This window comes from Lacipirellula limnantheis (assembly GCF_007746075.1).
GTDB lineage: Bacteria > Planctomycetota > Planctomycetia > Pirellulales > Lacipirellulaceae > Lacipirellula > Lacipirellula limnantheis.
In genome coordinates this window covers 4,802,026-4,826,601 of sequence record NZ_CP036339.1, presented here as the reverse complement: position 1 = coordinate 4,826,601, position 24,576 = coordinate 4,802,026, and the positions used below count along the sequence as shown (strand labels likewise).

Genomic DNA, 24,576 nt, shown 5'->3' with positions numbered 1-24,576 from the left:
CTTCCGCGCCCGCGTCCGTCGGCCCGCCGAGAAATCCAAAACTCCCGCCGCTGGGAAACAACTGCTCCGTTCCCACGCTTAGAAACGTGGGAGCAGCGGCATCGCTTCTCCGCTTCAGTCCGCGATGGAGTTGACCGATGTGGGGCAGAAAATACCGACTAGTGCGGCAGAACGACCAAGCGGACTGCGGCCCGGCAGCGCTGGCAACCTTGGCTCGCCATCACGGGCTGTCCGTCAACTTGGAATACCTCCGTCATCTCAGCCATACGGATCGGGACGGCGCCAGCCTGTTCGGCCTGCGACAAGCGGCTGAGTTGCTTGGGTTCTCCGCGAAGGCCGTGCGGCTGCCGGCGGAATCTTTGGCCACGGCGCCGCTGCCAGCGATTGCTCATCTGACGCTCGCCGATGGTGCGGGGCATTACGTCGTGTTGTTTCGCGTCGCTCGCCGCTCAGTCGTCATCGGCGATCCGGCCGGCGGAATCGAAACGTTGCCCATGGAGAAGTTTCTCCAGCGGTGGAGCGGAAATCTGCTCCTGGCAGTTCCCGACGGTGTTTCGAAGACGAACGCGCATCCGCGACCCGCGTCCCCGATCAAGCAGTTTCTACACTTGCTGACGCCCCACCGAGCTTTGATCGGCGAGGTCGTTCTCTGTGCGCTCTTGATGGCACTGCTGGCGGTATCGACTTCGTACTTCGTCCAGCACCTGATCGATTCGGTGCTCGTCCATTCGGAGCGAACGCTGCTGAATGCCTGCGGCGTCGGGATGTTGTTGATCGTGTTACTGCGTACGGCGTTTGGAGCCGCTCGGCAGTACCTCCTTGCGTTTATGGGAAGACGCATCGATCTCATCTTGATCGGCGGTTACTCACGCCACATCCTGCGGTTACCCGTGCAGTTCTTTCATACCCGTCGCGTCGGCGAGATTTTTTCTCGGGTCGGCGACGCCGACAAGCTTCGCGACGCCATCAGCGGCGCCACGACCACCGCCATCGTGGACGGAACAGTCGTCGTCGCCTTGCTGACGCTCCTCTGGTGTTACGATTTGCCGTTGGCGGCCGCGGCCACGCTGATCGTGCCCGTCTTTCTGGGCGCCATCGCTCTCAACCATTCCGCGATTGCCCGACACTCAAGAGCGTCAATGGAGAGGGGATCGCTGTTCGCGGCACACCTGGTCGAGGACATTTCGGGAGTCGAAACCATCAAGGCCTGCGACGCTCAAAGCATGCGCAGCGATCGAACCGAAGCCCACTTGGTAAGTTTTATCCAGTCGATGTTCTCGCTGGCGAAGCTCGACGTCTGGATGACGTCGCTCAGTACGCTCATCAGCGGCTTGGCAGGCGTGGCCATCTTGTGGCTGGGCGGACATCGCGTCCTGACTGGCGCCATCACGATCGGCCAGCTTCTGTTCTTTTACACGCTAGTCATCACGATGCTCGAACCTCTCGGACGGCTGGCAAGCGTGAACCTCAAAATTCACGAAGCCCTGTCGGCCGTCGAAAGGCTCTTTCAAATCCTGGATCTCGAGGTCGAACCGATCGGTTATGATCAGGCGCCCTTCACGCACATTCGACGCGAGATTCAGCTGCAGAACGTCAGCTTTGGTTACGGCTCAAAGCACGACGTGTTGGAACAGGTGAATCTCACGATACCGTCGGGCAAAATGGTGGCCATCGTCGGCGAGAGCGGCTCCGGCAAATCGACGCTATTAAAACTGTTGCTCCGTTTCCACTCGCCGTCGGCCGGGCAAATCCTGGTCGACGGAGTCGACCTTCGCGATTTTGCACTGGGCTCCCTGCGCAATCGCCTCGGGGTCGTCACTCAAGACGCGTACGTCTTCACCGGGTCGATTCGCGAGAACATCTCATTAGGCAGCCCGCAAGCGACGTTGACGGACGTCATTGCCGCGGCGAAAGCCGCCGGACTGGATGCATTTATCAACACGCTGCCTCTTCGCTACGACACGATGGTGGGCGAGCGCGGGTCGAACCTCTCCGGCGGTCAGCGTCAACGCTTGGCCATCGCCCGAGCGCTGGTAGGTCATCCTGAGATGCTTATTTTCGACGAGGCTACCAGCCAACTCGACACGGCCACCGAGCGGCAGATCCAAGAGAATCTACGCAAGACGCTCGCCGGAAGAACCGTGCTGGTCGTCGCGCATCGGCTCAGCACGATCATGGACGCGGACTTGATCTACGTGATGCAGTCTGGACGGGTCGCCGAGTGCGGAAGTCACGGCGAGTTGCTGGCCGCGGGCGGCGCCTACGCCAAACTCTGGGAATCGCAGACGACCTCGCTCGACGGATTGTTCCACCTGCCGCCGGCGCTCAACGGACGTGCCCTGGCCAATCGCATTTCACACGCATTTTCGGAAGGTTAACCTCATGCCTGCGACCCTGTTGACGCTAAACGACTGCACGGCGTACCGAGAAACCGTCGCGGCGCGTCCGCCGCGCATCGCCCATCTCGGAGTGCTCCTCTGCGTCGCGACGCTTGCCTGCGGCCTGGCCTGGGCGGCGCTGACTCCGGTTGACCTGGTGGTGCGAGCGGAGGGGGTCGTCCGTCCGGTCGACTTGCCGACTCAAGTCTTTAGCGCTGTGGGGCAAAAAGTTGAAGGGCGGGTCGTGGAAGTCCATGTGCAAGAGGGAGCGCGGGTCCGCCAGGGCGACGTCCTTTTGCGGCTCGACACTCGTCGACTCGAGCACGAAATCACCGCCATCCAAGCGCAGCTCGAAGGATCGCAGCGCGAGCACCAACAGTTGAACCAACTTGCCGACCTGCAAGACGGTCAATTTCAGATCGCCCGATCGAAGGCCGCCGCCGAACTGGCGCACGCGACTGCGGAAATCGCGCGCGCTCGACGGACGCGGGAATCTGACGTTCGTCATGCGGAGATCGAGTTGGAGCTCGCGCAAGACAAATATTCCCGCTCTCAACAGCTGGCCGTCAGCCGCGCCGTCAGCGCACAGGAAGTGGCGCAAGCGTATGGAAGAGTGCTCGCTGCCGAAGAGTCGCTCAAGGCCGCTCAGATTCCCGTTGAAGAGGGTCGACTCGCCGTATTGACGCAAGCAGTGACCCTCGTGGAGCGCGATCACCGTTTGGCGACCGCTCAACTCGAGACCAAGCGTCTTCGCAAGCAAAGGGAGATCGATGCGATGACCAAGGAACTGGCAGAACTCGAACTCCAGGCGACGCTCGCCGTGCTGCGCAGTCCCATCGACGGAGTGGTCACCCGAGGGCAATACCACGTCGGCGACGTGGTCGCGATGGGCAGTCCCGTCTTCGACATTGCCGCTCAGCAGGCGTACTGCTTCGAAGCGATCGTCGCGAGTCGAGACATTGGCCTGGTTCATGATCAAATGGCGGCGCGGGTGAAGGTCGACGCCTATGATTACCAGCTGTACGGTTCGATGGCGGGAAACGTCTGCTTTATTGCTCCGGATGCGTCAAGAACGACCGATGAGTCAGCCGACGTGCAGAATGCCTATAAGGTGCGGGTGACGCTCGCCGGCGATCGCGTCGGCCACGGAAAGTTTTCGGGAGTCGTCAAGCTGGGGATGACCGGGCAAGTTGAAATCATCACCGACCGACGCACCGTCTTCACGGTGCTGCTAAGACGCATCCGCTCGTCGGTAAGCCTCGGATAAGCGATTGCCGCAGCGCCGGACTTCGACGCGAAACGACCTTCGATGTCGTCGGCGCCAAGCCACTTGGCGACCGTCAACAGGCGGCCAGCGAGTCCTCTATCTTGACTGAACCCTCCTTCGCTCCGATAAGCTGCTGCAGGCCAAGTTCCGCTTTGGACCAAACTTCAAGCAAGCGACGCAGCGCCGCGAGCCAGATATGCGCCGGCGATCGGACCGAGCCGCAACCGAGGCCATCGAACCCGACGTCGCTGCCGGTCCGCATCGTTTGTCGCCCGAGCAGGACGCTGACGCCCGTGCGAATCCAAGTGCTCCCGCTGGGACGCGCAGCCCGTGGACGGCGTGGTCATGCGAAGTTGCCCGACCGGACGTCATGCGTTTTGGTACGGTGCGGGCGAGGATTCTCGGATGGGCGCGTTGTCCGCAGCGACAAGTTTGAGGCCAGCTCGCAGGCACATGTTCAACGCCGGGTACAATCAGCAAGGCGACGTTTTCGGAGCTAGCTGATCGCGGATTCGGTAAATAAGCTGGTCTCGTTGGAACATGGCGCGGCGAATAACAAGTTCGCCGGCCACTGACGCGTTCAATCCGGGAAAGGACCTACGCCCTCATGAATTCCACCCTACTGAAAGTCCTTGTGTCCACGATGGCATTGGTTGGCTCGTTCACGTCGGCCCGGGCCGCCGATCTCACTCCCGCCGAAGCGCAAGCCATCGCCGAAGAAGGGTTGATCTACGGTCTGCCGATCGTGATGAACTACGCGGTGATGTATGAATATGCGGTGGACAAGAACTCGGGTCAGTACAAGGCGCCGTTCAACCAGATAAAGAACGAGGCGCGCGTCTTCACCTATGAGGACACTGCGATCGTCACGCCCAACAGCGACACGCCGTATTCCCTGGCGTGGCTCGATCTGCGGGCGGAGCCAATGGTGCTGTCGGTGCCGGCGGTGCCCAAGGAGCGTTACTACTCGGTGATGCTGTGCGACGGGAACACGTTCAATTACGGCTACATCGGCCAGCGCGCCACGGGCCCCGCAGCTGGAGCCTATTTGGTGGTCGGCCCGGGTTGGAATGGCGAGACGCCGGCGGGCATCAAGGAGGTGTTCCACTCGTCCACGCACTTTTCATTGGCGGCCTATCGCACGCAATTGTTCAATCCGGAAGACATGCCCAATGTGGTGAAGGTGCAGTCGGGCTATAAAATTCAGCCCCTCTCGGCTTACCTCAAGAAACCCGCGCCTCCCGCCGCCCCAGCGATCGATTTTCCCCCGATCAACAACGAACTGGCAAAGACCCGCTTCTGGGAGTATCTGGCTTTTTCGCTGCCCTTCGCGCCGGCGGGTCCAGAAGAGGCGGCGATTCGCGCCAAGCTAGAAAAGCTCGCTGCCGCGATGAAGAGCGCAACGCCCGAATTGAAGGCCGCGGTGGCGGAGGGCATGAAACAGGGCGAAGCGAAGATCAAGCAGTATCTCGATACCGAAATGAAGACCATCAACGGTTGGAAAGCCGGCGACCTGTTCGGCGACCGCGCCTTCTACAACGGCAACTGGCTGCTCCGCGCCGCGGCAGCAACCGGCGGCATCTATGGAAACGACACGGTCGAAGCGGTGTATCCGATGGCCAGAACGCTGGCCAACGGCGAGACGCTCGACGGCAGCAAGCACCAATACACGCTCACGTTCCCGGCAGGACAGTTGCCGCCGGTCGATGCGTTCTGGTCGGTCACGATGTACGACGGCAAGACGCAGTTGTTGATCAAGAACCCTATGAACCGCTACCTGATCAATTCTCCAATGCTGCCGAGCATGAAGCAGAACGCCGACGGCTCGCTCACGATCTACATTCAACGGGAATCGCCTGGAGCGGCCATGGAGGCGAACTGGCTGCCTGCCCCCGACGGTCCCATCTACCTCGTCCTGCGTCTTTACTGGCCGCAGGCAACGCCGCCGTCTATCCTCCCGGTCGGGGAAGGTACGTGGCAGCCGCCGGCGATCGTCAAAGTGAAGTAGAAAACGAACCGCCGGCGAAGCGGACGGCGCTCGCGCGTCGCTTCGCCCTAATGGCGTGACCTGGGCCCTCCCCGCAGGCGAGCGAGCCCCAACGCGGCGAGGCAAGCCAGCAACGCGGCCGACGGCTCCGGAGTGGTGATCACCTTGACGGCGAAAACCCCCGCGCTCGTTGACGTGGCCATGTCTTCCCAGACGCCCTGAGCATTGCGCAGATAGGACCGCCCCGCCGCTGCGTCGGCGACGGTCTCGAAAGGGACCGGCGATGCAAATTCACTGCCGTAGTCGACCGTCACCACGAGACTGCCGTCGGTCGCCCGCGGCAAGGCCGCCGGTAGATCCACCAGCGCGTAGCCAGGCAGGTCAAAAAAGTGAGAGAAGCTCGCCAACAGATCCGCCGGACCGTTGGCGTCCCAATGGTCGTAGACGCGGATTTCAGCCTGTTGTGACGCATAGGCGGCGTAGAGCCCGAGCGATTCAACTACAGTATTAGCGGACACCGCAATCACCGCGGCTGCCTCCGAAACATCGCCCTGGGCCAGCCCTGTTTGGGCCGAGGGATACAGGAGCTGGTTCTGCCAGACCTTGGCGCCGGCCGGCAAGTCGCCGCCAATCAACGTCGCCGGAAATTTGTTAATCAGGGCGTCTTGGTAGCTGATCCAAAAGTAGCCTTGATCGCCGAACTCCGTACCCCAGCTATTCTGAATTAACCAGGCCCCTGGCTCGGGAGCGCCGGGCACGACCTGGTTGTCGTCCCAGCCGGCCACAGTCACCAAGTGATCGGTGGCGGTGGTCGAGGGCCCGCTGAAATAGTAGGTGTGAGTCGCTTCGTTGTAGGAGGAAGGCGTGTAGTACATGGCCACCGAAAGAGCGCCGTGGTCGATCACCGCGTTCTTCATCCGCTCGAGCTGCTGGTCCAGTGGAATGACAGGCTGACCCGGGACTAGGCCATCCCACCAGAGGAATTCGGCGCAGTCGAGTGCATAGGCGGGCTTCTGATCGGCCGGCGGAACGTAAGGGAGAAGGTTGAGCTTCTGCTCCATCTCGATGGTCGGATACACATTGAGCGGACTCTGTGATTCCAGCACCGGTCCGCCGCCGGCCACTTGGGGACCCGTGGCCGAGTCGATGTTCCACACGCCCTGGCCGCGAGTGTAGTAGGCGATTGTGTAGCGCTGCGAACCGCCGGTCCCCTTCGCGTTGTAGGGCGGATCATAATCAGGGTGATCGAAGCCGTTGTGCGTGGCGTCGTGCCACTCGGAAAGGTCCACCAGCGGCGAATTGGGATCGGTCACGATCTCCTGTCGGAGCAGGCTGCTTTGGAAGGCGGCCGCGGTGGAAAAGCTCCAGCAGGTGGAGAGCTTGCCCTGTGATTTGACGGGCGTGATCCAGCTCGCGCCGCCTGGCCCCGCGGTGCGTAGATCGTAGGTCACGGGGGTCGCCGCCCATGCCGCCGAGGCCAGCAGTAACCCGACGCCGCCCGTTAGTAGGAGCATTCGCATAAGAAAACGAGCTTTCGCTGACCAATTTCAATGGAAAGTCTCATCATGGTCTCGCTGCTGGCGGCTTTCAATCAATGGCGGGGGGGAGACCCGGCCCATAGTGAACAGCAGACCCAATTAATGCTTTTTACCTACATAATGCTCATGATCCGACCGAGCGAAGGCGCGGAGGACGTGCCCTTAGCGGCTCGCATGTGTTTCTGGCCGACGATTGCCGGGCAGACATTTCCGGCGGCGCCGCGGCAGCAAAATTCGGAACGAGGCGTCAAAAGCCGCCGAACGCTCGCCTCAGCGCCCTAAGAGCCGGCCCGATCAATGGCTTTACCGGTTCGATGTTCGCGTCCGGAAAGGGGCGCTGACGCCGCTCACGCTCCGCTTCCCCGTTGCCTCCTGCGTTATGTAAATCAGCCGAACTGGCTTATCGCCGAGAAGAGATCGCATCACCTTGACGTCGCCATGACTCGCGGCCGGCTCGCCGGGGATATAGCGGTCTAGAAAAATGTATGTTCCGAGCCGCGAATCGCTGCCTTTCGCGGGTAGACCACGCTGCCTTGCCAGACGAGGGCTGCCCTGACAGCCGCTTGTCGGTCAAGCGAAGATCTCGTGCTTCACGTCACCCGCTACGTCGGTCAGGCGAAAATCACGTCCGGAGTAGCGGTAGGTCAATCGCTGGTGATCGAGCCCCAGGAGATGAAGAATCGTCGCGTGCAGGTCGTGCATGTGGACTTTTTGGGCGACTGCTACATGGCCAAATTCATCAGTGCTGCCGTAGGAGAATCCCGCCTTCACCCCGCCGCCGGCTAGCCACGCAGTGAAGCCGTTGGGATTATGGTCTCGGCCGGTGCCGTTGTTCTCGGCGAACGGGTTGCGCCCAAATTCGCTGCCCCACCAGACGAGGGTGTCGTCAAGCAGGCCGCGTTGCTTAAGGTCGGCCAGCAGCGCGGCGATCGGCTTGTCCACCGCCGCCGCATGAGCGGCGTGCTTCGGCATCTCTGAATGCTGGTCCCAGGGAGGATTGTTGGAGTTGTCCGTGTAGTTAACCTGGATATAGCGAACGCCCGCCTCGGCCAGTCGGCGAGCCATCAGGCAGCGGCGTCCGTAGTCGTCGGTCGCCGGAACGCCAATGCCGTATTGGTCGAGCGTCGCCTTCGACTCACGGCTAAGGTCAAGCGCTTCGGGGGCATGACGCTGCATCCGATAGGCGAGTTCATATGACTCAATCACCGCCGCTAACTCGCTATCTCCAGGGCGATTCTTGATTTGCTCCCGATTCAAGGCCTGCACCAGATCGAGCTGTTGTTGCTGCGCGGCCGCCGTTCGGGCGCCGTTGAGAAGATAAGGAATGTGCGCGTCTTTTGCCGCGGCGCCGGCTCTTCCGATCGTCGTGCCCTGATAAACGGCGGGCAAAAACGCGCTCCCATAGTTGCGCGGGCCACCGTTGCCCAGCGATGGCGCTAGTACGACGAACGCAGGCAGGTTATCGTTCTCGCTTCCCAGACCGTACGTCACCCATGAACCGATCGACGGGCGGATGAGATTGGTGGCTCCGGTGTGCAGGAACAACGTGGCGGGGCCATGCGCTACTCCTTCGGTGTGCATGCCGTGCAGAAAGCAGAGATCATCCACGCACCGTGACAGCTCCGGGAATAAGCTAGACGCCCATTTTCCCGATTCGCCGTGCTGTTGGAACTTCCATAACGACTTCATCACCCGCGACTTGGCGCCCTGCCCCGTGCGGGCGACATTGCGGGCGTCGTTAAAGTCCCGCACTCGACCATCCTCCCGTTCCAAGAGAGGTTTGTAGTCGAAGCTATCGACTTGACTGACTCCGCCGGCCATAAACAGGAAAATGATCCGCTTAGCGCGCGGGGCGTAATGCGTGGTACTTGCGCGCTGCGGCCCGGCAGCAGCGCCAGCGCCCAGCATTCCCGCTAGCGCCACCGAGCCAAAGCCGCAGGCGGCGTGTCGCAGCAGTTGCCGTCGATTTGGCGAAGCGCCGTCGCACGAGTCGTTCATATCCGCCGTACTTCCGGGTGAGCAACGATAACGATTAGCCTACCAGTGATCGTGGCCGCGTTTCAATCGAGGTAGCGATAGTCAAGGCAACCGAAGAGACCTTGATACAACCCTTGCCACGCCTCGAGCTTGGCTTCTGGATTGTTTTGGTCAGTAGCGCCAACCGCAGCCATGGCGACGTCTAACTCGCCTGGGGAGGGGCCCCGGAAGAGCGTTTGGCGAAAAGCGCGTTCGATGCGCTGCGATTCGGAAAGCTCCGGTGTGGCCGCCAGCGCGCGCTCGGCGGCGGCGCGTGCCTGATCTATTACGAACGGACTATTGAGCAACAGCAACGCCTGCGGCGCCGTCGTGGTGACGGAGCGCACGCCGACGGACCGATTTTGGTCGGCGAAATCGAACGCTTCAAATAACTCGTGCATGGAGTTGCGAAAGGCCGGCGTATATACGCTGCGCCGCGCGTCGGCGAAGACGAACCCGTACTCCGCCGGATTGGTCGAGCTCGATTTGGCGAGGACATCGGCCGGGATGTTCGGACCGCCCATGCGCAGGTCGATCGTACCGGCCGCGGTCAGCATCGCATCGCGCAGCGACTCCGGATCGAGTCGGCGGCGATTCATCCTCCCCAACAGACGGTTTTCCGGATCCCTGATCGCGTGATCGGCGGCGACGGAACTAGCGAGTCGATAGGTGTGCGAGAGGACCAGCTCGCGGACGAGGCGCTTCGTCAACCACCCCTCATCGATGAAGCGACCAGCAAGCGCGTCCAATAGCTCTGGATGCGAGGGCAGCTCGCCTGTCGTGCCAAAATTGTCCACCGTGCGGACAATGCCTGACCCGAAAACGTAGTGCCAAACGCGGTTTACGTACACGCGTGCGGTTAAGGGATTCTGCGGCGACGCGATCCACCGCGCCAGCTCCAGGCGTCCGCTAGCATTAGCGGGCATCTGGGGGGGCGCGCCCACGAGAGCGACTTGCAAGACGCCGCGCGGAATCGCCGGCCCGAGTCGTCGGACGTTGCCGCGAACACAGATCTTGCAATCTTCAATCGCGAGGGCATCTTGAACCGCCATGCAGGCGGGAGTCGGCGGGCCGGCGCTTTTCAGCTCAGCGATCCGCTGCTCGAGCATCTTGACAGTCGCTGCGTCGGAAGAGCCTTGCCGAGTTCGCGCCTCGGCGAGCCGCGTCTCGGCTTCAGCCAAAGAGGCTTCGTGTCCGGTGCGCGAGGCGGCGTCGGCGGGCCCTAGCGGCAAGGGCCGCGTCGTCCATTTCGACACGTTGTCGTGCTCCAATGCCTGGGTACTGCGGAAAATGCCGGCCAAGGCGTAATAGTCGGTCGTGGGCACAGGGTCGAACTTATGATCGTGGCACCGCGCGCACGCGACGGTCATCCCGAGCAGACCGCGGCTGATCGCGTCGATTTGCTCATCGACGACGTCCATTTCGAGTTGACGCTTGTCCTGCTCCTCATAGTTATGGGCTCCGAGCAGTAGATAGCCGGTGGCAACAAGATGATCTCGCTCTTCATTAGCGTCGGCATGCGGCAGCAAGTCGCCGGCTATCTGCTCGGTTATGAATTCGTCGAGCGGCTTGTCGTCGTTGAACGCGGCGATGACGTAGTCGCGATACCGCCAAGCATCCTCAAATACGATCGAACGTCCACCGCCGCTAGACTCCGCGAATCTTGCGACGTCAAGCCAGTGACGTCCCCAACGTTCGCCGAAATGGGGCGAAGCAAGCAACCGATCGACGACGTGTGCGTACGCTTGCGTCGATGCGTCGCGTTGAAAGGCGTCTAACTCCTCCAGCGTGGGCGGCAGGCCGATGAGATCGAAAGTCACGCGGCGAAGCCAGACGCCGCGATCAGCGTCGTCAGCTGGATGGAGTTGGTGCGCATCTAGACTAGCGAGCAGAAAGCGATCGACGTCGCCGTAAGGCCACCCGATGTCGGCGACCGGCGGCGGAGGGCGACGTTCGATGGGCTGAAAGCACCAATGTCGGCGTCCGGCTTCAAGGTCCACTTTGGAACGCAGCGGCTCGTCGTCGCCCTTTCGGGGATCGGGAAGCCCCATCGCAATCCAGCGCTCAAAGTCCGCAATCACGCCGTCGGCCAGGCGGCCGTCTGGCGGCATTTGGACGGTCTCGCCGCGCAGGGCCAGCAGGAGCAGACTCTGGGCGGGTTCGTTTGGAACGGCGGCCGGTCCGGAATCGCCCCCCGCGAGGATGCCGTTGCGGCTGTCGAGCCGCAATCCTCCTTCCGGCGCACCGTCGGTCGCTGAATGACATTCGTAACAGTGCGCGACTAGGACCGGACGGATGCGAGTCTCAAAAAAATCGAGGTCCGCGGCGGAGAAGTCCAAGGACTCGCCGGCACGGGCGCTGTTGGCTAGCGCCCACAGTGCGCTCGCCAACCAAATGGCAACGTGACGAATTACGACCGTGATGCGGCGACGAGACATCCTTCTTCGCCCGAGGTGACGGGAGCGCCAACGGCTTCGCTCTGATGATGTTGCGCGGAGGCTCCCAGCCGAACTTGTTCAAGCGGTGACGAGTCGACCAATAGCCCGGTCTGGCCGTTTGACACAGTTTAACCTCGCTCCCCAAGCGTTGGCATGGCGATCGGCTGATTTTCAGCCGTTTGTGCGCTGGCTAGGCGCGACCCGCGATGTGAGCATAGCGCGCCGGTCTGCCGGCGAAAGAGGGAACTTAGGCTCTGGTCGCCCGTCACGGGGGCGTTCGATCGCGAGGTAGGTCTTTCGAGATGTGACCGCCATTCCAAAAACGTTGACAAGGCGTAGCACGCGGCGATTTGGGTGGCGCATCGCTACGGGCTGGCGAGATCGGTGATTTCTTTGTCGCTCAACGCACGGGGATAGAGGCGCACGTCGCGAAGGTCGCCGCGAAAGTAGCCGCCGGGGCCGGCGCCGATCTGCAACATCGTCGCGTTATCAAGGTTGAACTTAGCGGGGGCGAACGGGCGGGATTCGGCGACGCGCCCGCCGTTCACGTGAAGCTGCAAGATGTTGCCTCGCTTCACGGCGGCGACGTGCTGCCAGCCGGCGGGGAGTTCATGGTCGTAGGTCACGCAGGGGCCGGCTTCGAGCGCGTGGATACGGCCGGAGGGGAGCGTGCTGCAGAAGAGGCGGCCGTCGAACTGGGCCATCGTCCACGCCCGCCGATACCTTACGTCGGGAGTCACGTCGAGTTGGGCCGTCTTTGTCCATGCTCCGTTGCCGTCGTGGCGATAGACCGCGCCCAGGGGAAGCGAGCCGCCGTAGAGCTTTCCGTTGTGGACGAGCATGCCCATGACCTCAAGCTCCTCGCCGAGTCGCCCAAGATCTTCCCAACGGCCCTCGTTCCAGCGGTAGACGCGCCCGCTGGGCCAGGTGCCGACGCAGAGCCGACCTTGATAAACGGCGAAGGAATAGGTCTGTGTGTTCTCGTCAAGCAGGCCCAGATCTTCCCACTGGTCGCCGTTGTAGCGGAAGACCCGGCCTTCATCGTAGCTGCCGGCCCATAGATGGTCGTCGAACACGGCCAGGGAGACGACGCGCTTGCCATCGGGAACGGGAAGCGCGGTCCAGACGCCGGGGGATTCGTAGCGGAAGAAGCCGGCTGGCTTATAGAGCGACGACGCATAGAGCTTGCCGTTGTAAGTGACCATGCCGCCGACCGCTTCGACGCCGGGCAGTCGGCCGACTTCGGTCCACTTTGTGCCGCCATCGTATCGAAAGACGCCGCCGCCGAGGCGGGCGTTGTCGGACTCGGTGAGCGAGGAGCCGGCGAAGCGATAACGCCCGGAGGCTGCGTAGAGCTGCCCGTCGTGAGCACAGAGCGACATGACGGCGTTCGACTGATCGGGGGCGCCGCAGTCGATCCACTTGCCTGCGCCATCGAAGCGATAGACGCGGCCGACGGCGCCGGGGGCGTTGTCGCCGACGCCGGCGTAGAGGTTGCCGTCGTGAACCGTCAGGGCGAAGGCAAGGATGGCGCTACCGGGGCGACCTTCGTCGGTCCACTTGGGCTCGGAGCCGTTGTCGATGCCGAACTGCAGCTGGCGAACGTTGGCCGTGCTGTTGGTGACGCCGGTGCTAGTTCGCAGCGACAGGTTGAACCCGGTGCGGCTTTGTTCGTCGTACATGGCGACGAGGTCGCCAGGGTCGCCGCCGGTGCCGGAGTTCGCGTTGACCCACAAGGCGACTGAGAAATCTTTGTCGCCAAATTGAAGTTTCGAGACGTCTGTCACCTCGAGGCGGGCGCCGCGGCCGCTGAATGTCGCCGCCCGGTCGGCGGCGTCCGTGCCGTCAGCCTTGAATTCAACGCCATGGTTGATCGCGTCGATGTGGTTGGCGGATGAATCGAGCGCGTCGGTGGCGAGCGGCCAGCGTGCGACGGGGCCGAGTTCTTCGTCCGCGCGGATTGCCGCCGCCGAGGCGACCAAACTCGCGAAGATTAGGAGAAGGCGTAGCGTCAACATCGTGCGTCGGTCTCCGGTTGCATCTTCGGTTCGGGCGCCAAGGATGTCTGCCAGTCGTTGATATGCGGCTGCACTTTAACACTAACTTGGCGCGATTACGCGCTCAATTCAAGCTGCGACGGCAAAATGATACAGCGGGCGAACGGCTCAACTCATCGATGACGCGGCATTCACCGCTCCCGTCGGCGAAAATTCGCTGACGGGACGTGGCCGCGATTTCAACCAACGTGTTTTGTAATACAATTGATCTCGCCCGATAGCACTACGCTTGATGAATGCATTCCGATGCGTTCCCTCTAACGACAAACGCACCGCGTACGAGTGAAATGACTAGTCCCACTCCAGGCAAACGCTCGAAGCAACAAGTTCTCGACGAGATGCATCGGGGCGGCGTCGTTGCCGTCATCCGCGCCGACGATTCGGACGCCATCTTCGGGACCGTGGACGCCCTGCTCAAAGGGGGCCTACGCACCATCGAAATTACATTGACGACTCCTGGAGCCGTCGAGTTGATCGGACAATTGGCGGACCGCTATGGCCGTGACGAGATGCTGCTGGGCGCCGGGACCGTTATGGAGGCGGACGCGGCGTCGGCTGTGATCGACGCGGGCGCCGAGTTTGTAATCTCTCCGTCCATCGAGCTCGACGTCATTGCTAAATGCGTAGAGAAGAACATCGTCTCGATTCCTGGGGCCTACACTCCCACCGAGATTCGCACGGCGGTCAAAGCCGGAGCCGACGTCGTCAAGATTTTTCCCGCGTCGGTAGGCGGCCCCGCCTACCTGCGTGATCTGGCCGGCCCGCTGCCGGGAATCCCGCTGCTGCCGTCAGGAAGCGTTTCGTTCGAGACAGTTGGGGAATTCTTCAAGGCCGGCGTGTTCGCGGTTGCCGTGGGTAGTTTGCTCGTGGACAAAAAGCTGATGCGCGAGCGAAGCTTTGACGCCATCGCCAGTAAAACCGAGCAGTTCATGAAGCATGTGGCGAACTGCCGCGCCAACTAGCCAATCGAGGCCATTTTGTTGCTGCCTACTCCGCACAAAGTGCTGCCGGCGAGGCCAACGCGACCACTTCCGCAGCGTCGTGGCGTACTCTTCGCGAGTTCGTTGTGCCGGGCTGCCTGAGCGGAGGTACTTCGTGAAAATGGATTCGAGTGCCGTCGGCATCTTTGGTCTCCAACGCCGCCGGCGACTGCTCCGTAGTTCAGTCTGTACCAACCGGCGGCGCAGACAGTGCGTCCTGCCGAGATGAGAAGAGCGAATAGGGGGCAAGCCCGCTGCTAGCGAGCCTGTCTACAGAGTAGTCGGCGAACGGAGCAGTGCGACGGTGTCGCAGGACGCACTCGGCCACGCCCGCCCTGGTCAGCTCGGCGCCATGGAGCCGGCGGCTTCGAGGTGCGTCTCCGGTGTGCAACTTTGCCGCGAGTTCGCGTCCCCTATCAGCTCGCTCGCGCGACTGCTGCGAGATCGGGGGTAGCGGTTAGCAGTACGCTGGCCTCAGTCGTCATTAATTTGTGCGCTGGTGAGCGTCCAGTTACAATTGCCGCGACCGGTTGCGCGGTCTTCTCCTTTGGCGGCGATTCGCTTCGCGCCAACGGCTGCGCGCACCACGCTTCGCCCACGACGCATCTCATTGAAGAAGCCACGCCATGATTGCCAACGTGAGATTCTCTACGCACGTTCGTATTGCTTTGCTCCTCAGCTTGTTTTCTGCCTTTTCGGCGGATGCACGCGCCCAGGCGACTTGGACCGGCTCCGCCGATCCGTCGCCGCCAAACGGTGTGTTTAACAACGCAGGGAATTGGAGCGGCATCTTTGGCCTTGTCCCTGGCGGGGGGGACTTAGGCATCTTCAACATCAATTCCACGTACACAGTTACTTTCATTGGCAATGAGGCGCTCGCGCACGCGTCGGTCCGTAGTGGTCAGCTCTCGTGGCTGAGCGATTCGGCCACGGTTCGCACATTCGCGCTGGGTAGATTGAGCGCGGGCGGACCCAATCAAACGCTCACGATCGGTTCGGCGACGAAACCCATGCTCGTGACGAGCAGCAATCCGATCGAAGCGGGCTCGTTGATTACGGCGGGTAGCGGAACGATCGTCGTCGATGGACTGAGTTCCACTTTGAACGGGCCTAGTGCGTTGCTAGGCAGCTTCAGCACGAGCGACGGCACGCTGCGTTATCGGAATGGCGCGCAAGGCACGATCAGTGGAGCGATCGACCTGGGCAACACAGCGAACAACGGCAGCGACGGTCTGCTGGAAATTCTTAGCGGCGCTGATCTGACGAGCGGCAATCTCAATCTCGCCACGACGGCTTCCACCGCCGTCGGCACAATCAATGTCACGGGTGCTGGATCAACACTTTCCCAAAGCGGCGCATCGACGCTTAACGTCGGCAGCGCGACCGGCGGCGCCGGGACGATCAACGTCAACTCGGGCGGCGTGTTCACCAGCGGCAGCGGGCTGATCACCGTGAACGCCACGGGCACGATCTTTCGCACGGGGACGGGTGTCTTCAACGTCACCGGGAATCTGTTACTCAACGGTGGAAAGTTCTTAACTCCCGGCAGTAACTTCAGCCGGGGGGCCGCCCAGTCGCTCACTCTGCAGAATGGTGGGCTGTTCGAGGCCACTCCGCAGCTGGACGGGAGTGGCTCTGACGGCCCCAGTGCCGGCGCCTTCTCCTCCGCCGGCGCTACGGCGATCACTAACGGCACGCTCCGCTTTAACGGCGGTCAGGGTGAAAACGGCAGCCTCTTCGGGCCTAGCCAGACTGGCGGTGTAGGCGGAGCGCTGCAGCTTACGGGGGGGAGCTTGACCCTTTCGGGAACCGCTGCGGCGACATTCAATGGCGGCAATGGCGGTGCCGGCAGTGGCGTCAACGGAGGCGGTGGCGGCGGCGGCGGCGCGGGCACGCTTTCCGCTGGCGCCTTGACCCTTTCCGACAGTGCAGTGCTCGCGCTGAGCGGGGGCGCGGGGGGAACCGGTTCCTCGTTTGGAGGGGCAGGCGGTCTGGGTGGAACCCTCACCGCTGCGGGGTCCGTGGTCGAGATCAACCTCGGCTCGAGCGTGTCGCTCAACGGCGGCGCGGGCGCAGTTAGTTTAACGGGGGGTCACGGCGGGCGATTTAACCTGACCGCCGGCACGGTGAGCCTCGCTGGTGGAGCCGTCTCGCTCATCGGCGGGGGGGGCGGCAACCGCAACAACGGCGGTGGCAACGGTGGCAACGGCGGCAACGGCGGTGCGCTCGTGCAGTCCGGGGGAACGTTCGACTTCAATGCCGGAACGATTGCGCTCCGGGGAGGAACTGGCGGCACTGCCGCCTTCGGCAATGCAGGCGCCAATGGCGCGGCCGGTTCCGTGAACGTCTCCGGGGGCGTGTTCAACTTCACCGCCGGGCAGATCACCGCCGACGCCGCGATCACTCCCGCCACGCCGGCCGCGCTGGTGAAGGCGACGCTGAACGCCTCCGGCGGAACGGTCAACTTGAACAACGATTTCACCAATCACCTGGGCACATTGAACGTGACCGGTTCCGGCATCTTCACCGGCGCGGGCGCGAACGGCGCTAACAGCGCTGTGTTTGGTGCGCCGGGCGCCACGGGCGCAGCAGGGCGGTCGCTCACTAGCTCGGGAACAATCTCGCTGACCAATAGCAGCCAACTGAATTTCAAGGGGGGCAACGGTGGCGCCGGCAATGGTTCCAATGGCGGCGCGGGCGGAACGGCCGGAAGCTTGACGGCAACCGGGGGAACGATTTCGGCAATTGAGTCCGCCGTGATCAATTTCGCTGGCGGCACTGGCGGCGGGAGTGGCAATATTGGTAACGGCAATGGCGGTAATGGCGGCAATGGGGGCGTGGCCAACGGTACTAACCTATCGATCTCTCTCTCAGGTTCCGCTTTGCTGAACCTCTCTGGCGGAGGCGGGGGGAGTAGCCTGTATAACGCCGGTGGCTCGGCCGGCGTCGCGGGGTCGATGCAGCTCGCCGGGACGTCGGCCCTCACGCTGGCTGGCTCTGCAGGTATCAGCCTGAACGGCGGCGCGGGCGGGAACGGCAATAATAGCAGTCTCCTCGCAGGCGCTTTTGGTAAACCTGGCGCGGCTGGGGGCGCACTCACGGCCTCCGGGGCGACGACTATCGCGCTCGTCGGCACGTCGAGCATTAACCTTAATGGCGGCGCGGGCGGGAGCGGCATCGCTGGCGCTGGAGCCGGCGGCGCCGGCGGAAGCATGACCCTCTCCAATGGGATTACGCTTGCCGATTCCGCGCTCGTCAACTTGAATGGCGCTGCGGGAGGCTTCAGCGCTATTGGCGCTCCAGGGAGCGGAGGCGTAGGCGGGGCGGTCTTCATCTCTGGAGGAACTACTTTCGTAGCGTCGCAGCTCAATGCGAAAGGTGGAGCGGGCGCAGGCGGCGCAGCAAACGGCCACGGCGGATCGCTGAATATTTCAGGCGGTACGAACCAGTTCGCCGCAACGGCGACCGTGAACTTCAGCGGCGCCACAAGCGCGAATAACGTGGCCGGCGGGATCGGGGGGTCGCTCAATGTCGCGGGAGGAATCACCACGCTCGCCGGCTCCGCTCAACTTGCGTTCGCGGGCGGAAATGGCCTCAGCGACCCATCCGGAGGAACCTCCGGCGGTTCGGGTGGCTCGGCGACCGTCTCCGCGGGCTCGCTGACGCTAGGAGGCGCTTCTGTGCTCAGCCTCTACGGCGGCAATGGCGGCAGCGCGGGTTCCGGCGTTCCCGACGGTTCCACTTCCGGGAACGGTGGCGTCGGCGGCGTATTTCAACTTACGGGCGGAACACTCGCCATGACGGGCGGAAAAATTCTCGTCTCGGGCGGTAACGGCGGTGTCGGTCTCGGGGTTCCCAACGGCGCCAAGGGCGCTGCGGGATCATTCGATATGACTGGCGGTACGTTCAACTTCTCCGCGGGGCAGGTGACCAGCAACACGGGAATCGCGCCAACTGCGCCGATCGCTCTGGTGGGCGCCACCATGAACGTCTCGGCCGGCACGCTTGACACGACCGCCGGCGAGTTCGGCATCACCAACGGAGCGACGTTCAATCTTGCAGGCGGCGTGATGAACGCGAGTACCGTCACGCTCCATAGCAGCACGTTTGGTTTCACTGGCGGGACGCTGCATGCGACGACATTCAATGGCAACCTCACGAATGTCGGTGGTACACTCGCGCCGGGGGCCTCGCCCGGTACGCTCGCGGTCAATGGGAATTACACACAGAGTGCCGGATCGCTCGAGATCGAACTCGGTGGTACAAGCTCCGGGCAGTTCGACAAGCTTAATGTCACGGGCAACACCATGTTGGGTGGCTCACTTGATGTGAATCTCATCAATGGCTTCATGCCAACTTTGGGCCAGTCGTGGGAGATCATCGACGTCGCCGGCACTCTTAGCGGCGCTTTTGCAGGTCTCGCCGAAGGCTCGCCGTTTGCCAACTATGGCGGCACGCTGTTGACCATCAGCTACGCCGGCGGCGATGGCAACGACGTGTTCATCAACACAGTCGCTGGTCAAGCCGGCGATTTTGATTTCGACGGCGACGTCGATGGGCAAGACTTTCTCGTGTGGCAGCGGAACACCGGCGTCGGCGAACTGGCCTCGTGGCAGAACAACTTTGGGGCAGGCGCACTCGCAGCAAACAATGTGGCCGTACCTGAACCTTCCACGCTCGTCCTGCTGACGGGAATGGCTGTGGCGGGATCTTGCAGGCGCAGTCGCGCCGGGGCAATACGCTAAGGAATGGCCCTGGTCAGAACTCCATTGCGACGTGCACGTCGGCAAACGCACCTGCGTGCAACTCCCACCCGGCACATCGGCTAATTTTGGGACGCAGCCCGGGGTGGAATGGGTTGACTGCTCCGAGCTGATGTCGAGCCCTCCTGCGGTATTTGGACGTGGCTGCCGATCGATTAGGTGACAAAAGGGGTTCGATGAGCAACAGTATCGCTCCTCGGGCTCTTAGGTTGAGTGTTGGCCGTGCGCGCGCAATGCGTTCAAGTTCGTTTGATAGCTGAACTAACGTGTCCGTCGAAGATAGAGAGTGTCCCTCGCTGCCGCCCCTGCGATGCCTAGGCGCTGCCAGCGTCGGCGGCTCTTCACGCAATTGTTGTCACTTAGAAGAGCTCGGAAAAGCAGCATTTCCGTTCGATGTCCGCCGCCTCCATTTCCTAAATCTCTGCTGAGTAATGGACGCTCACTTCAATCAACCCGACTGTCGCCCATCCGACTGGTCACACTCTGCGCGCTAAATCGCACACCGCACAGTCGTGCTCGGCGCCTGTATTGTTCGCAACCACACAACGGCATGTACTTTAGGTCAATCGGCGTCTAGTTCTAGACACGGCGCGAATCTTGCTGATTTGCTTCCTTCGGCGATTATTCGGACCGTTTGGGAGCACACATCGTGTCGCACTACCTGACTCTCGATGGCAATGAAGCGGCGGCGAGGATTGCGCATCGCACCAGCGAGGTGATTGCGATTTATCCCATCACGCCCGCTTCCAGCATGGGTGAACTCGCCGATGCGTGGAGCTGTGCGGGGCGTCAGAATCTGTTCGGCGCTGTGCCGCGGGTGATTGAGATGCAAAGCGAAGCGGGCGCCGCCGGCGTAGTGCATGGTGCGCTGCAAGCGGGGTCGATCACGACGACGTTTACTGCGTCGCAGGGCCTGTTGCTCATGATCCCCGAGATGTACAAGATCGCCGGCGAGCTACTGCCGGCGGTCTTTCACATTGCGGCCCGCACAGTGGCCACGCACGCCCTTTCGATCTTCGGCGACCATAGCGACGTGATGGCAACACGCAGCTGCGGCTGGACCATGCTCAGTTCAGCGAGCGTCCAGGAAGCGCAAGACTTCGCGCTGATCGCTCAAATGGCGACCCTGAAATCGCGCATCCCAGTGCTTCATTTCTTCGATGGCTTCCGCACCTCGCATGAGGTGGCCAAGATCGTGGCGCTCGAAGATGACGAAATCCAAGACCTGCTGGACTACGAAGCGATTCATCGGTTCCGTGAACGGGCGCTGAGCCCGGATCACCCCGAGGTCCGCGGCACGAGCCAAGACCCTAATGTGTTCTTTCAATCGCGCGAAGCCGCGAATCTGCACTACGCCGCCGTGCCGTGGATCATGCAGCAGGCGATGAATGATTTTGCTGCAAAGACTGGCCGGCAATATCATTTGTTTGACTACGTTGGCGACCCCGCGGCCGAAGACGTACTGGTGTTGATGGGCTCCGGCAGTGGAGCCGCCAGCGAAGCCATCGCAAAGTTGCGCGCCGAGGGGCGGAAGGTTGGGATGGTGCTCGTGCGATTGTTCCGGCCGTTTGACGTCGACGCATTTTTGCGGGCGCTCCCCGACGCCACTCAGCGCATCGCGGTGTTGGATCGCACCAAGGAGCCCGGCGCCATAGGCGAGCCGCTCTATCAAGATGTCGTCACAGCGCTCGCTGCGGGTTGGAACGCAATGCCTCATCGCGAGCACTTGCCGCTGCCGAATGTCATCGGCGGGCGGTATGGGCTGGCGAGTAAGGAGTTCACTCCGGCCATGGTCGCGGCGGTGTTCGCCGAAAATCTCGAAGCCCTCCCCCGCCGGCAGTTCACGGTGGGCATCTACGATGACGTCACCCGACTTAGTTTGACGGTAGACACTCGATTTCGCACCGAGCCGGATGACGTCACCCGGGCCGTCTTCTACGGGTTGGGCGCCGACGGTACCGTGGGCGCCAGTAAGAACTCGGTGAAGATCGTGGCCGATCACACGCCGCTCTTCGCCCAAGGGTACTTTGTGTACGACTCGAAGAAGTCGGGCTCAACGACGGTATCACACTTGCGGTTTAGTCCACGGCCGATCACCTCGACCTATTTGATCGACGAAGCGACGTTCATTGGCGTGCATCAGTTCCCGTTTGTCGACAAGCTTGATCTACTGTCGATCGCGCGCCCCGGCGCCACTGTGTTGCTCAACAGTCCCTACAGCGCGAGTGAGACATGGAACCACTTGCCGCTGGAAATGCAGCTTGAAATCTTGAGCAAGGGGCTGGCGCTTCACGTGGTGGATGCTCACCGCATCGCACGCGAAGCAGGGCTGGGCAACCGCATTAACACTATTATGCAGGCGTGCTTCTTCGGCCTGTCAAACTTTATGCCGGTGAGCGAAGCGATCGCGCACATAAAAGACTCGATCAGAAAGAGTTATGGCAGCCGCGGCGACGAAGTGGTGGCCAAAAACTGTGCGGCAGTCGATGCGGCGCTCGCAGGTCTCCAGCGGGTGACTCTGCCCGACAGCCCCACCACCGATCGCCGCCGCATAGCGCCGGCGGCCGAGGTGCATGAAGAGTTTATTCAGCGTGTGACGCGGCATTTGCTTGCCGGGCATGGAGATTTGCTCCCGGTGAGTGCGCTGCCGATCGACGGTAGCTTTCCCGTGGGAACCGCCAAGCACGAAAAACGGAGTATCGCGCAGGAGATTCCTATTTGGGACGCCGATTTGTGCACGGAGTGTGGGCTGTGCTCCTTCGTTTGCCCGCACTCGGCAATTCGAATGAAGGTCTACCGAGTGGGCGAACTCAACTCTCCGCTGCGAAACGGATCGCCACTCAAAGCAAAACCCTGGCGTGACAAGGAGCGGCCCGATCACCTGCTCACCATTCAAGTGGCGCCCGACGATTGCACCGGCTGCGGCGTGTGCGTGGATGTCTGCCCGGCGAAAAGCAAAACGGTAGCTGACCATAAAGCGATCGACATGCTCCCCTACCGCGAACATGCCGCCGTTGAGCGCACGGCTTTTGAAACGTTCCTCAAATTGCCAGAGCTTGATCGCACGCAAGTTAAGCACGACACCGTGAAAGGTTCGCAACTTTTGCAGCCGCTGTTCGAGTTTTCGGGCGCCTGCTCCGGTTGCGGTGAAACGCCGTATTTGAAACTTATGACGCAGCTCTTTGGCGACCGGGCGATGATCGCCAACGCCACGGGCTGCTCGTCGATCTTCGGTGGCAACTTGCCCACCACCCCTTGGACCACCAATGCCGAAGGCCGTGGCCCCGCTTGGTGCAACTCGCTGTTCGAAGACAATGCCGAGTTTGGCTTAGGCATGCGTTTGGCGCTGGACGCCCAGTGCGACTTGGCCGTTGCGCTGCTCAAGCGGCTCGCCACGGTGGTTGGCGAAGATTTGTGTGAGGCGCTGATAGCCGGCCGGCACGAAAGTTCTGAGTCGTCGCTGGCCAGCCAACGGCAACGCGTCGCGCAGCTCAAGCGGACGCTGACCGAGGTGCGACATCCTGACGCGGCGCGACTAGCAGAAGTGGCAGACGCCCTGGTTCCCAAAAGCGTGTGGCTTATTGGGGGCGACGGCTGGGCTTACGACATTGGATTCGGCGGACTCGATCACACCCTGTCCACGGGCGCCAATGTCAACATTTTGGTTCTCGATACGGGTGTGTACTCCAACACAGGCGGACAAAACTCAAAAGCGACTCCGCGAGCAGCGGTGGCCAAGTTCGCCGCCGCCGGCAAGCCGTCGCGAAAGAAAGATTTGGGCTTGCTCGCGATGGCCTACGGAAACGTGTACGTAGCACAGATCGCCATGGGGGCCAATCCGGCTCACACGGTTCGCGTGTTCCGCGAAGCTGAGTCGTACCCTGGCCCCTCTCTTCTGTTAGCCTACAGCCACTGCATTGCGCACGGGATCGATATGTGTGAAGGCATGTCGCACCAGAAAGACGTGGTGCAAGCGGGACTGTGGCCTCTCTACCGCTACGACCCTCGACTCTCCGAGGCTGGCGAGCACCCTTTTCAGCTAGACAGCCGCAAACCCAAACTCACGTTTGCCGACTTCGCCCTCCAAGAGGGCCGCTTCACCAGCATCCAGCGGCAAAACCCTGACCGCGCCGCGGAACTGTTCGCGCTCGCACAACGGGATATCGACGACACTTGGAAGCGGTACGAACAACTGGCCGCTGCTGAGTAGCGCGGCGGTCGCTTCGCCTTGAGAGGCTCTACTTTGCAGAGGCTCCGCAGATGGCACATTGCCAAGAATCTGACTGGTGTGCTCGGGAACCTTGCAAGCGCGGACTTTCAGTCGCATCTCTCTTCGAGGAGTTAAACGATGGCGCCGCGTGATCGTCGCAGTTTTCCGGGCGCGATCGAGTGAAGGCGAACAGGACGGGACGGTTTGCTGGGAACGTGTGAGTCGTTCTAGCGGGAGGGCCTACGGTCCTTTGCCACAACGACGCATTGTCGCCGATTCGGCTGCGCTGCACGTCTGTGCGCTGCACTATTCAGGCGCCGTCGCCGTTAGCCGGGCACCGCACTATTCGGGCGCCGTTCATATTTGAGTTTTCAGGCGGCTGGGGTCAGCAAGCTGAATTCGGGCGGCGGGGATTCCTGCGAGGCCCGGCGCGAATTCAGCGGGTGCGAGCCTCAATAGTTCGGCGGTGCGGACTGGCCAATTTCCAGAGTGCTTATCATTGGCACACGGAACCTTGTTGCTTGATAGTCGAAGCGGAGCCGGCTACATTCTTCGCGCTTCGTCCACGAAGCGCGAATAGCCGCGGTGATCTCCGCGATTGTTTTCTCGTCAGGGTCGCCGGGAAGGCGCTCTACCGATTGCCTGGCTCGAGATGGCATTACTGTAACCCCCGTCTTGCGCCTCTCTCGATCCAGGTTAATTGCCCTTCCGAGTTTATCCACACCGAACGCGCAATTTACGCGATGATTTTCGGCGGCCGGGCATAGCGGAGAACAGGAGGCAATCGCCGCGAATTCGCGGGAACTAGGCAGGACGAAAGCAGATCTAAAGTGCCCCAGCCTCCCGACCAAGGTCAGGCACCGATCGCGTGCCGAAGCACTACCCCATACCGCCGCCAGAACACCCGCCCGAGCGGACGGTCGTCTCGCCTCGCCTCCAAGT

General features: G+C 62.0%; 10 protein-coding genes. 6 read left to right on the top strand and 4 right to left on the bottom strand.

Annotated features, from left to right (window positions below):
* The first annotated feature begins 137 nt into the window (after positions 1 to 137).
* The 3 genes from I41_RS18715 (at position 138) to I41_RS18705 (ending at position 5,653) form a co-directional block, all read left to right on the top strand.
* Complete coding sequence (locus I41_RS18715) at positions 138 to 2,378, top strand: peptidase domain-containing ABC transporter (RefSeq protein WP_145434457.1); 2,241 nt, start codon at positions 138 to 140, stop codon at positions 2,376 to 2,378.
* A gap of 4 nt (positions 2,379 to 2,382) precedes the next feature.
* Positions 2,383 to 3,645: an HlyD family secretion protein gene (locus I41_RS18710; RefSeq protein WP_145434456.1), complete on the top strand. Its 1,263-nt coding sequence runs from the start codon at positions 2,383 to 2,385 to the stop codon at positions 3,643 to 3,645.
* A gap of 607 nt (positions 3,646 to 4,252) precedes the next feature.
* Positions 4,253 to 5,653, top strand: a complete 1,401-nt coding sequence (locus I41_RS18705; RefSeq protein ID WP_145434455.1) for a DUF1254 domain-containing protein — start codon at positions 4,253 to 4,255, stop codon at positions 5,651 to 5,653.
* Between the two features lie 47 nt (positions 5,654 to 5,700).
* On the opposite strand, the gene I41_RS18700 is transcribed toward I41_RS18705, so the two are convergent.
* From I41_RS18700 to I41_RS18685, 4 genes are all read right to left on the bottom strand, one after another.
* Positions 5,701 to 7,152: a C1 family peptidase gene (locus I41_RS18700; RefSeq protein ID WP_145434454.1), complete on the bottom strand. Its 1,452-nt coding sequence runs from the start codon at positions 7,150 to 7,152 to the stop codon at positions 5,701 to 5,703.
* Positions 7,153 to 7,740: 588 nt separating this feature from the next.
* Positions 7,741 to 9,168, bottom strand: coding sequence for a DUF1501 domain-containing protein (locus I41_RS18695; RefSeq protein ID WP_145434453.1), 1,428 nt, complete (start codon positions 9,166 to 9,168; stop codon positions 7,741 to 7,743).
* A gap of 62 nt (positions 9,169 to 9,230) precedes the next feature.
* Positions 9,231 to 11,624 carry a PSD1 and planctomycete cytochrome C domain-containing protein gene (locus I41_RS18690; RefSeq protein WP_145434452.1) on the bottom strand — a complete coding sequence of 798 codons (2,394 nt, stop codon included), beginning with the start codon at positions 11,622 to 11,624 and terminating at the stop codon, positions 9,231 to 9,233.
* 365 nt (positions 11,625 to 11,989) lie between these two features.
* Positions 11,990 to 13,642 carry a LamG domain-containing protein gene (locus I41_RS18685; RefSeq protein ID WP_145434451.1) on the bottom strand — a complete coding sequence of 551 codons (1,653 nt, stop codon included), beginning with the start codon at positions 13,640 to 13,642 and terminating at the stop codon, positions 11,990 to 11,992.
* A gap of 326 nt (positions 13,643 to 13,968) precedes the next feature.
* Between I41_RS18685 and I41_RS18680 the strand changes: the two genes are divergently transcribed.
* The 3 genes from I41_RS18680 to nifJ all read left to right on the top strand — a co-directional run bounded on the left by I41_RS18680 (position 13,969) and on the right by nifJ (position 23,634).
* Entirely contained in the window at positions 13,969 to 14,643 is a 675-nt protein-coding gene (locus I41_RS18680; RefSeq protein WP_168207008.1) for a bifunctional 4-hydroxy-2-oxoglutarate aldolase/2-dehydro-3-deoxy-phosphogluconate aldolase, read from the top strand.
* Between the two features lie 644 nt (positions 14,644 to 15,287).
* A complete protein-coding gene (locus I41_RS18665) occupies positions 15,288 to 19,406 on the top strand; it encodes a beta strand repeat-containing protein (RefSeq protein WP_168207007.1) in 4,119 nt (1,372 codons plus the stop codon).
* 667 nt (positions 19,407 to 20,073) lie between these two features.
* Entirely contained in the window at positions 20,074 to 23,634 is a 3,561-nt protein-coding gene (nifJ, locus tag I41_RS18660; protein ID WP_145434446.1) for a pyruvate:ferredoxin (flavodoxin) oxidoreductase, read from the top strand.
* Positions 23,635 to 24,576: the final 942 nt, after the last annotated feature.

Coding starts and splice junctions, on each gene's coding strand:
- I41_RS18715 (WP_145434457.1), top strand. CDS start 138: ATGTGGGGCAGAAAATACCGACTAGTGCGGCAGAACGACCAAGCGGAC.
- I41_RS18710 (WP_145434456.1), top strand. CDS start 2,383: ATGCCTGCGACCCTGTTGACGCTAAACGACTGCACGGCGTACCGAGAA.
- I41_RS18705 (WP_145434455.1), top strand. CDS start 4,253: ATGAATTCCACCCTACTGAAAGTCCTTGTGTCCACGATGGCATTGGTT.
- I41_RS18700 (WP_145434454.1), bottom strand. CDS start 7,152: ATGCGAATGCTCCTACTAACGGGCGGCGTCGGGTTACTGCTGGCCTCG.
- I41_RS18695 (WP_145434453.1), bottom strand. CDS start 9,168: ATGAACGACTCGTGCGACGGCGCTTCGCCAAATCGACGGCAACTGCTG.
- I41_RS18690 (WP_145434452.1), bottom strand. CDS start 11,624: ATGTCTCGTCGCCGCATCACGGTCGTAATTCGTCACGTTGCCATTTGG.
- I41_RS18685 (WP_145434451.1), bottom strand. CDS start 13,642: ATGTTGACGCTACGCCTTCTCCTAATCTTCGCGAGTTTGGTCGCCTCG.
- I41_RS18680 (WP_168207008.1), top strand. CDS start 13,969: ATGACTAGTCCCACTCCAGGCAAACGCTCGAAGCAACAAGTTCTCGAC.
- I41_RS18665 (WP_168207007.1), top strand. CDS start 15,288: ATGATTGCCAACGTGAGATTCTCTACGCACGTTCGTATTGCTTTGCTC.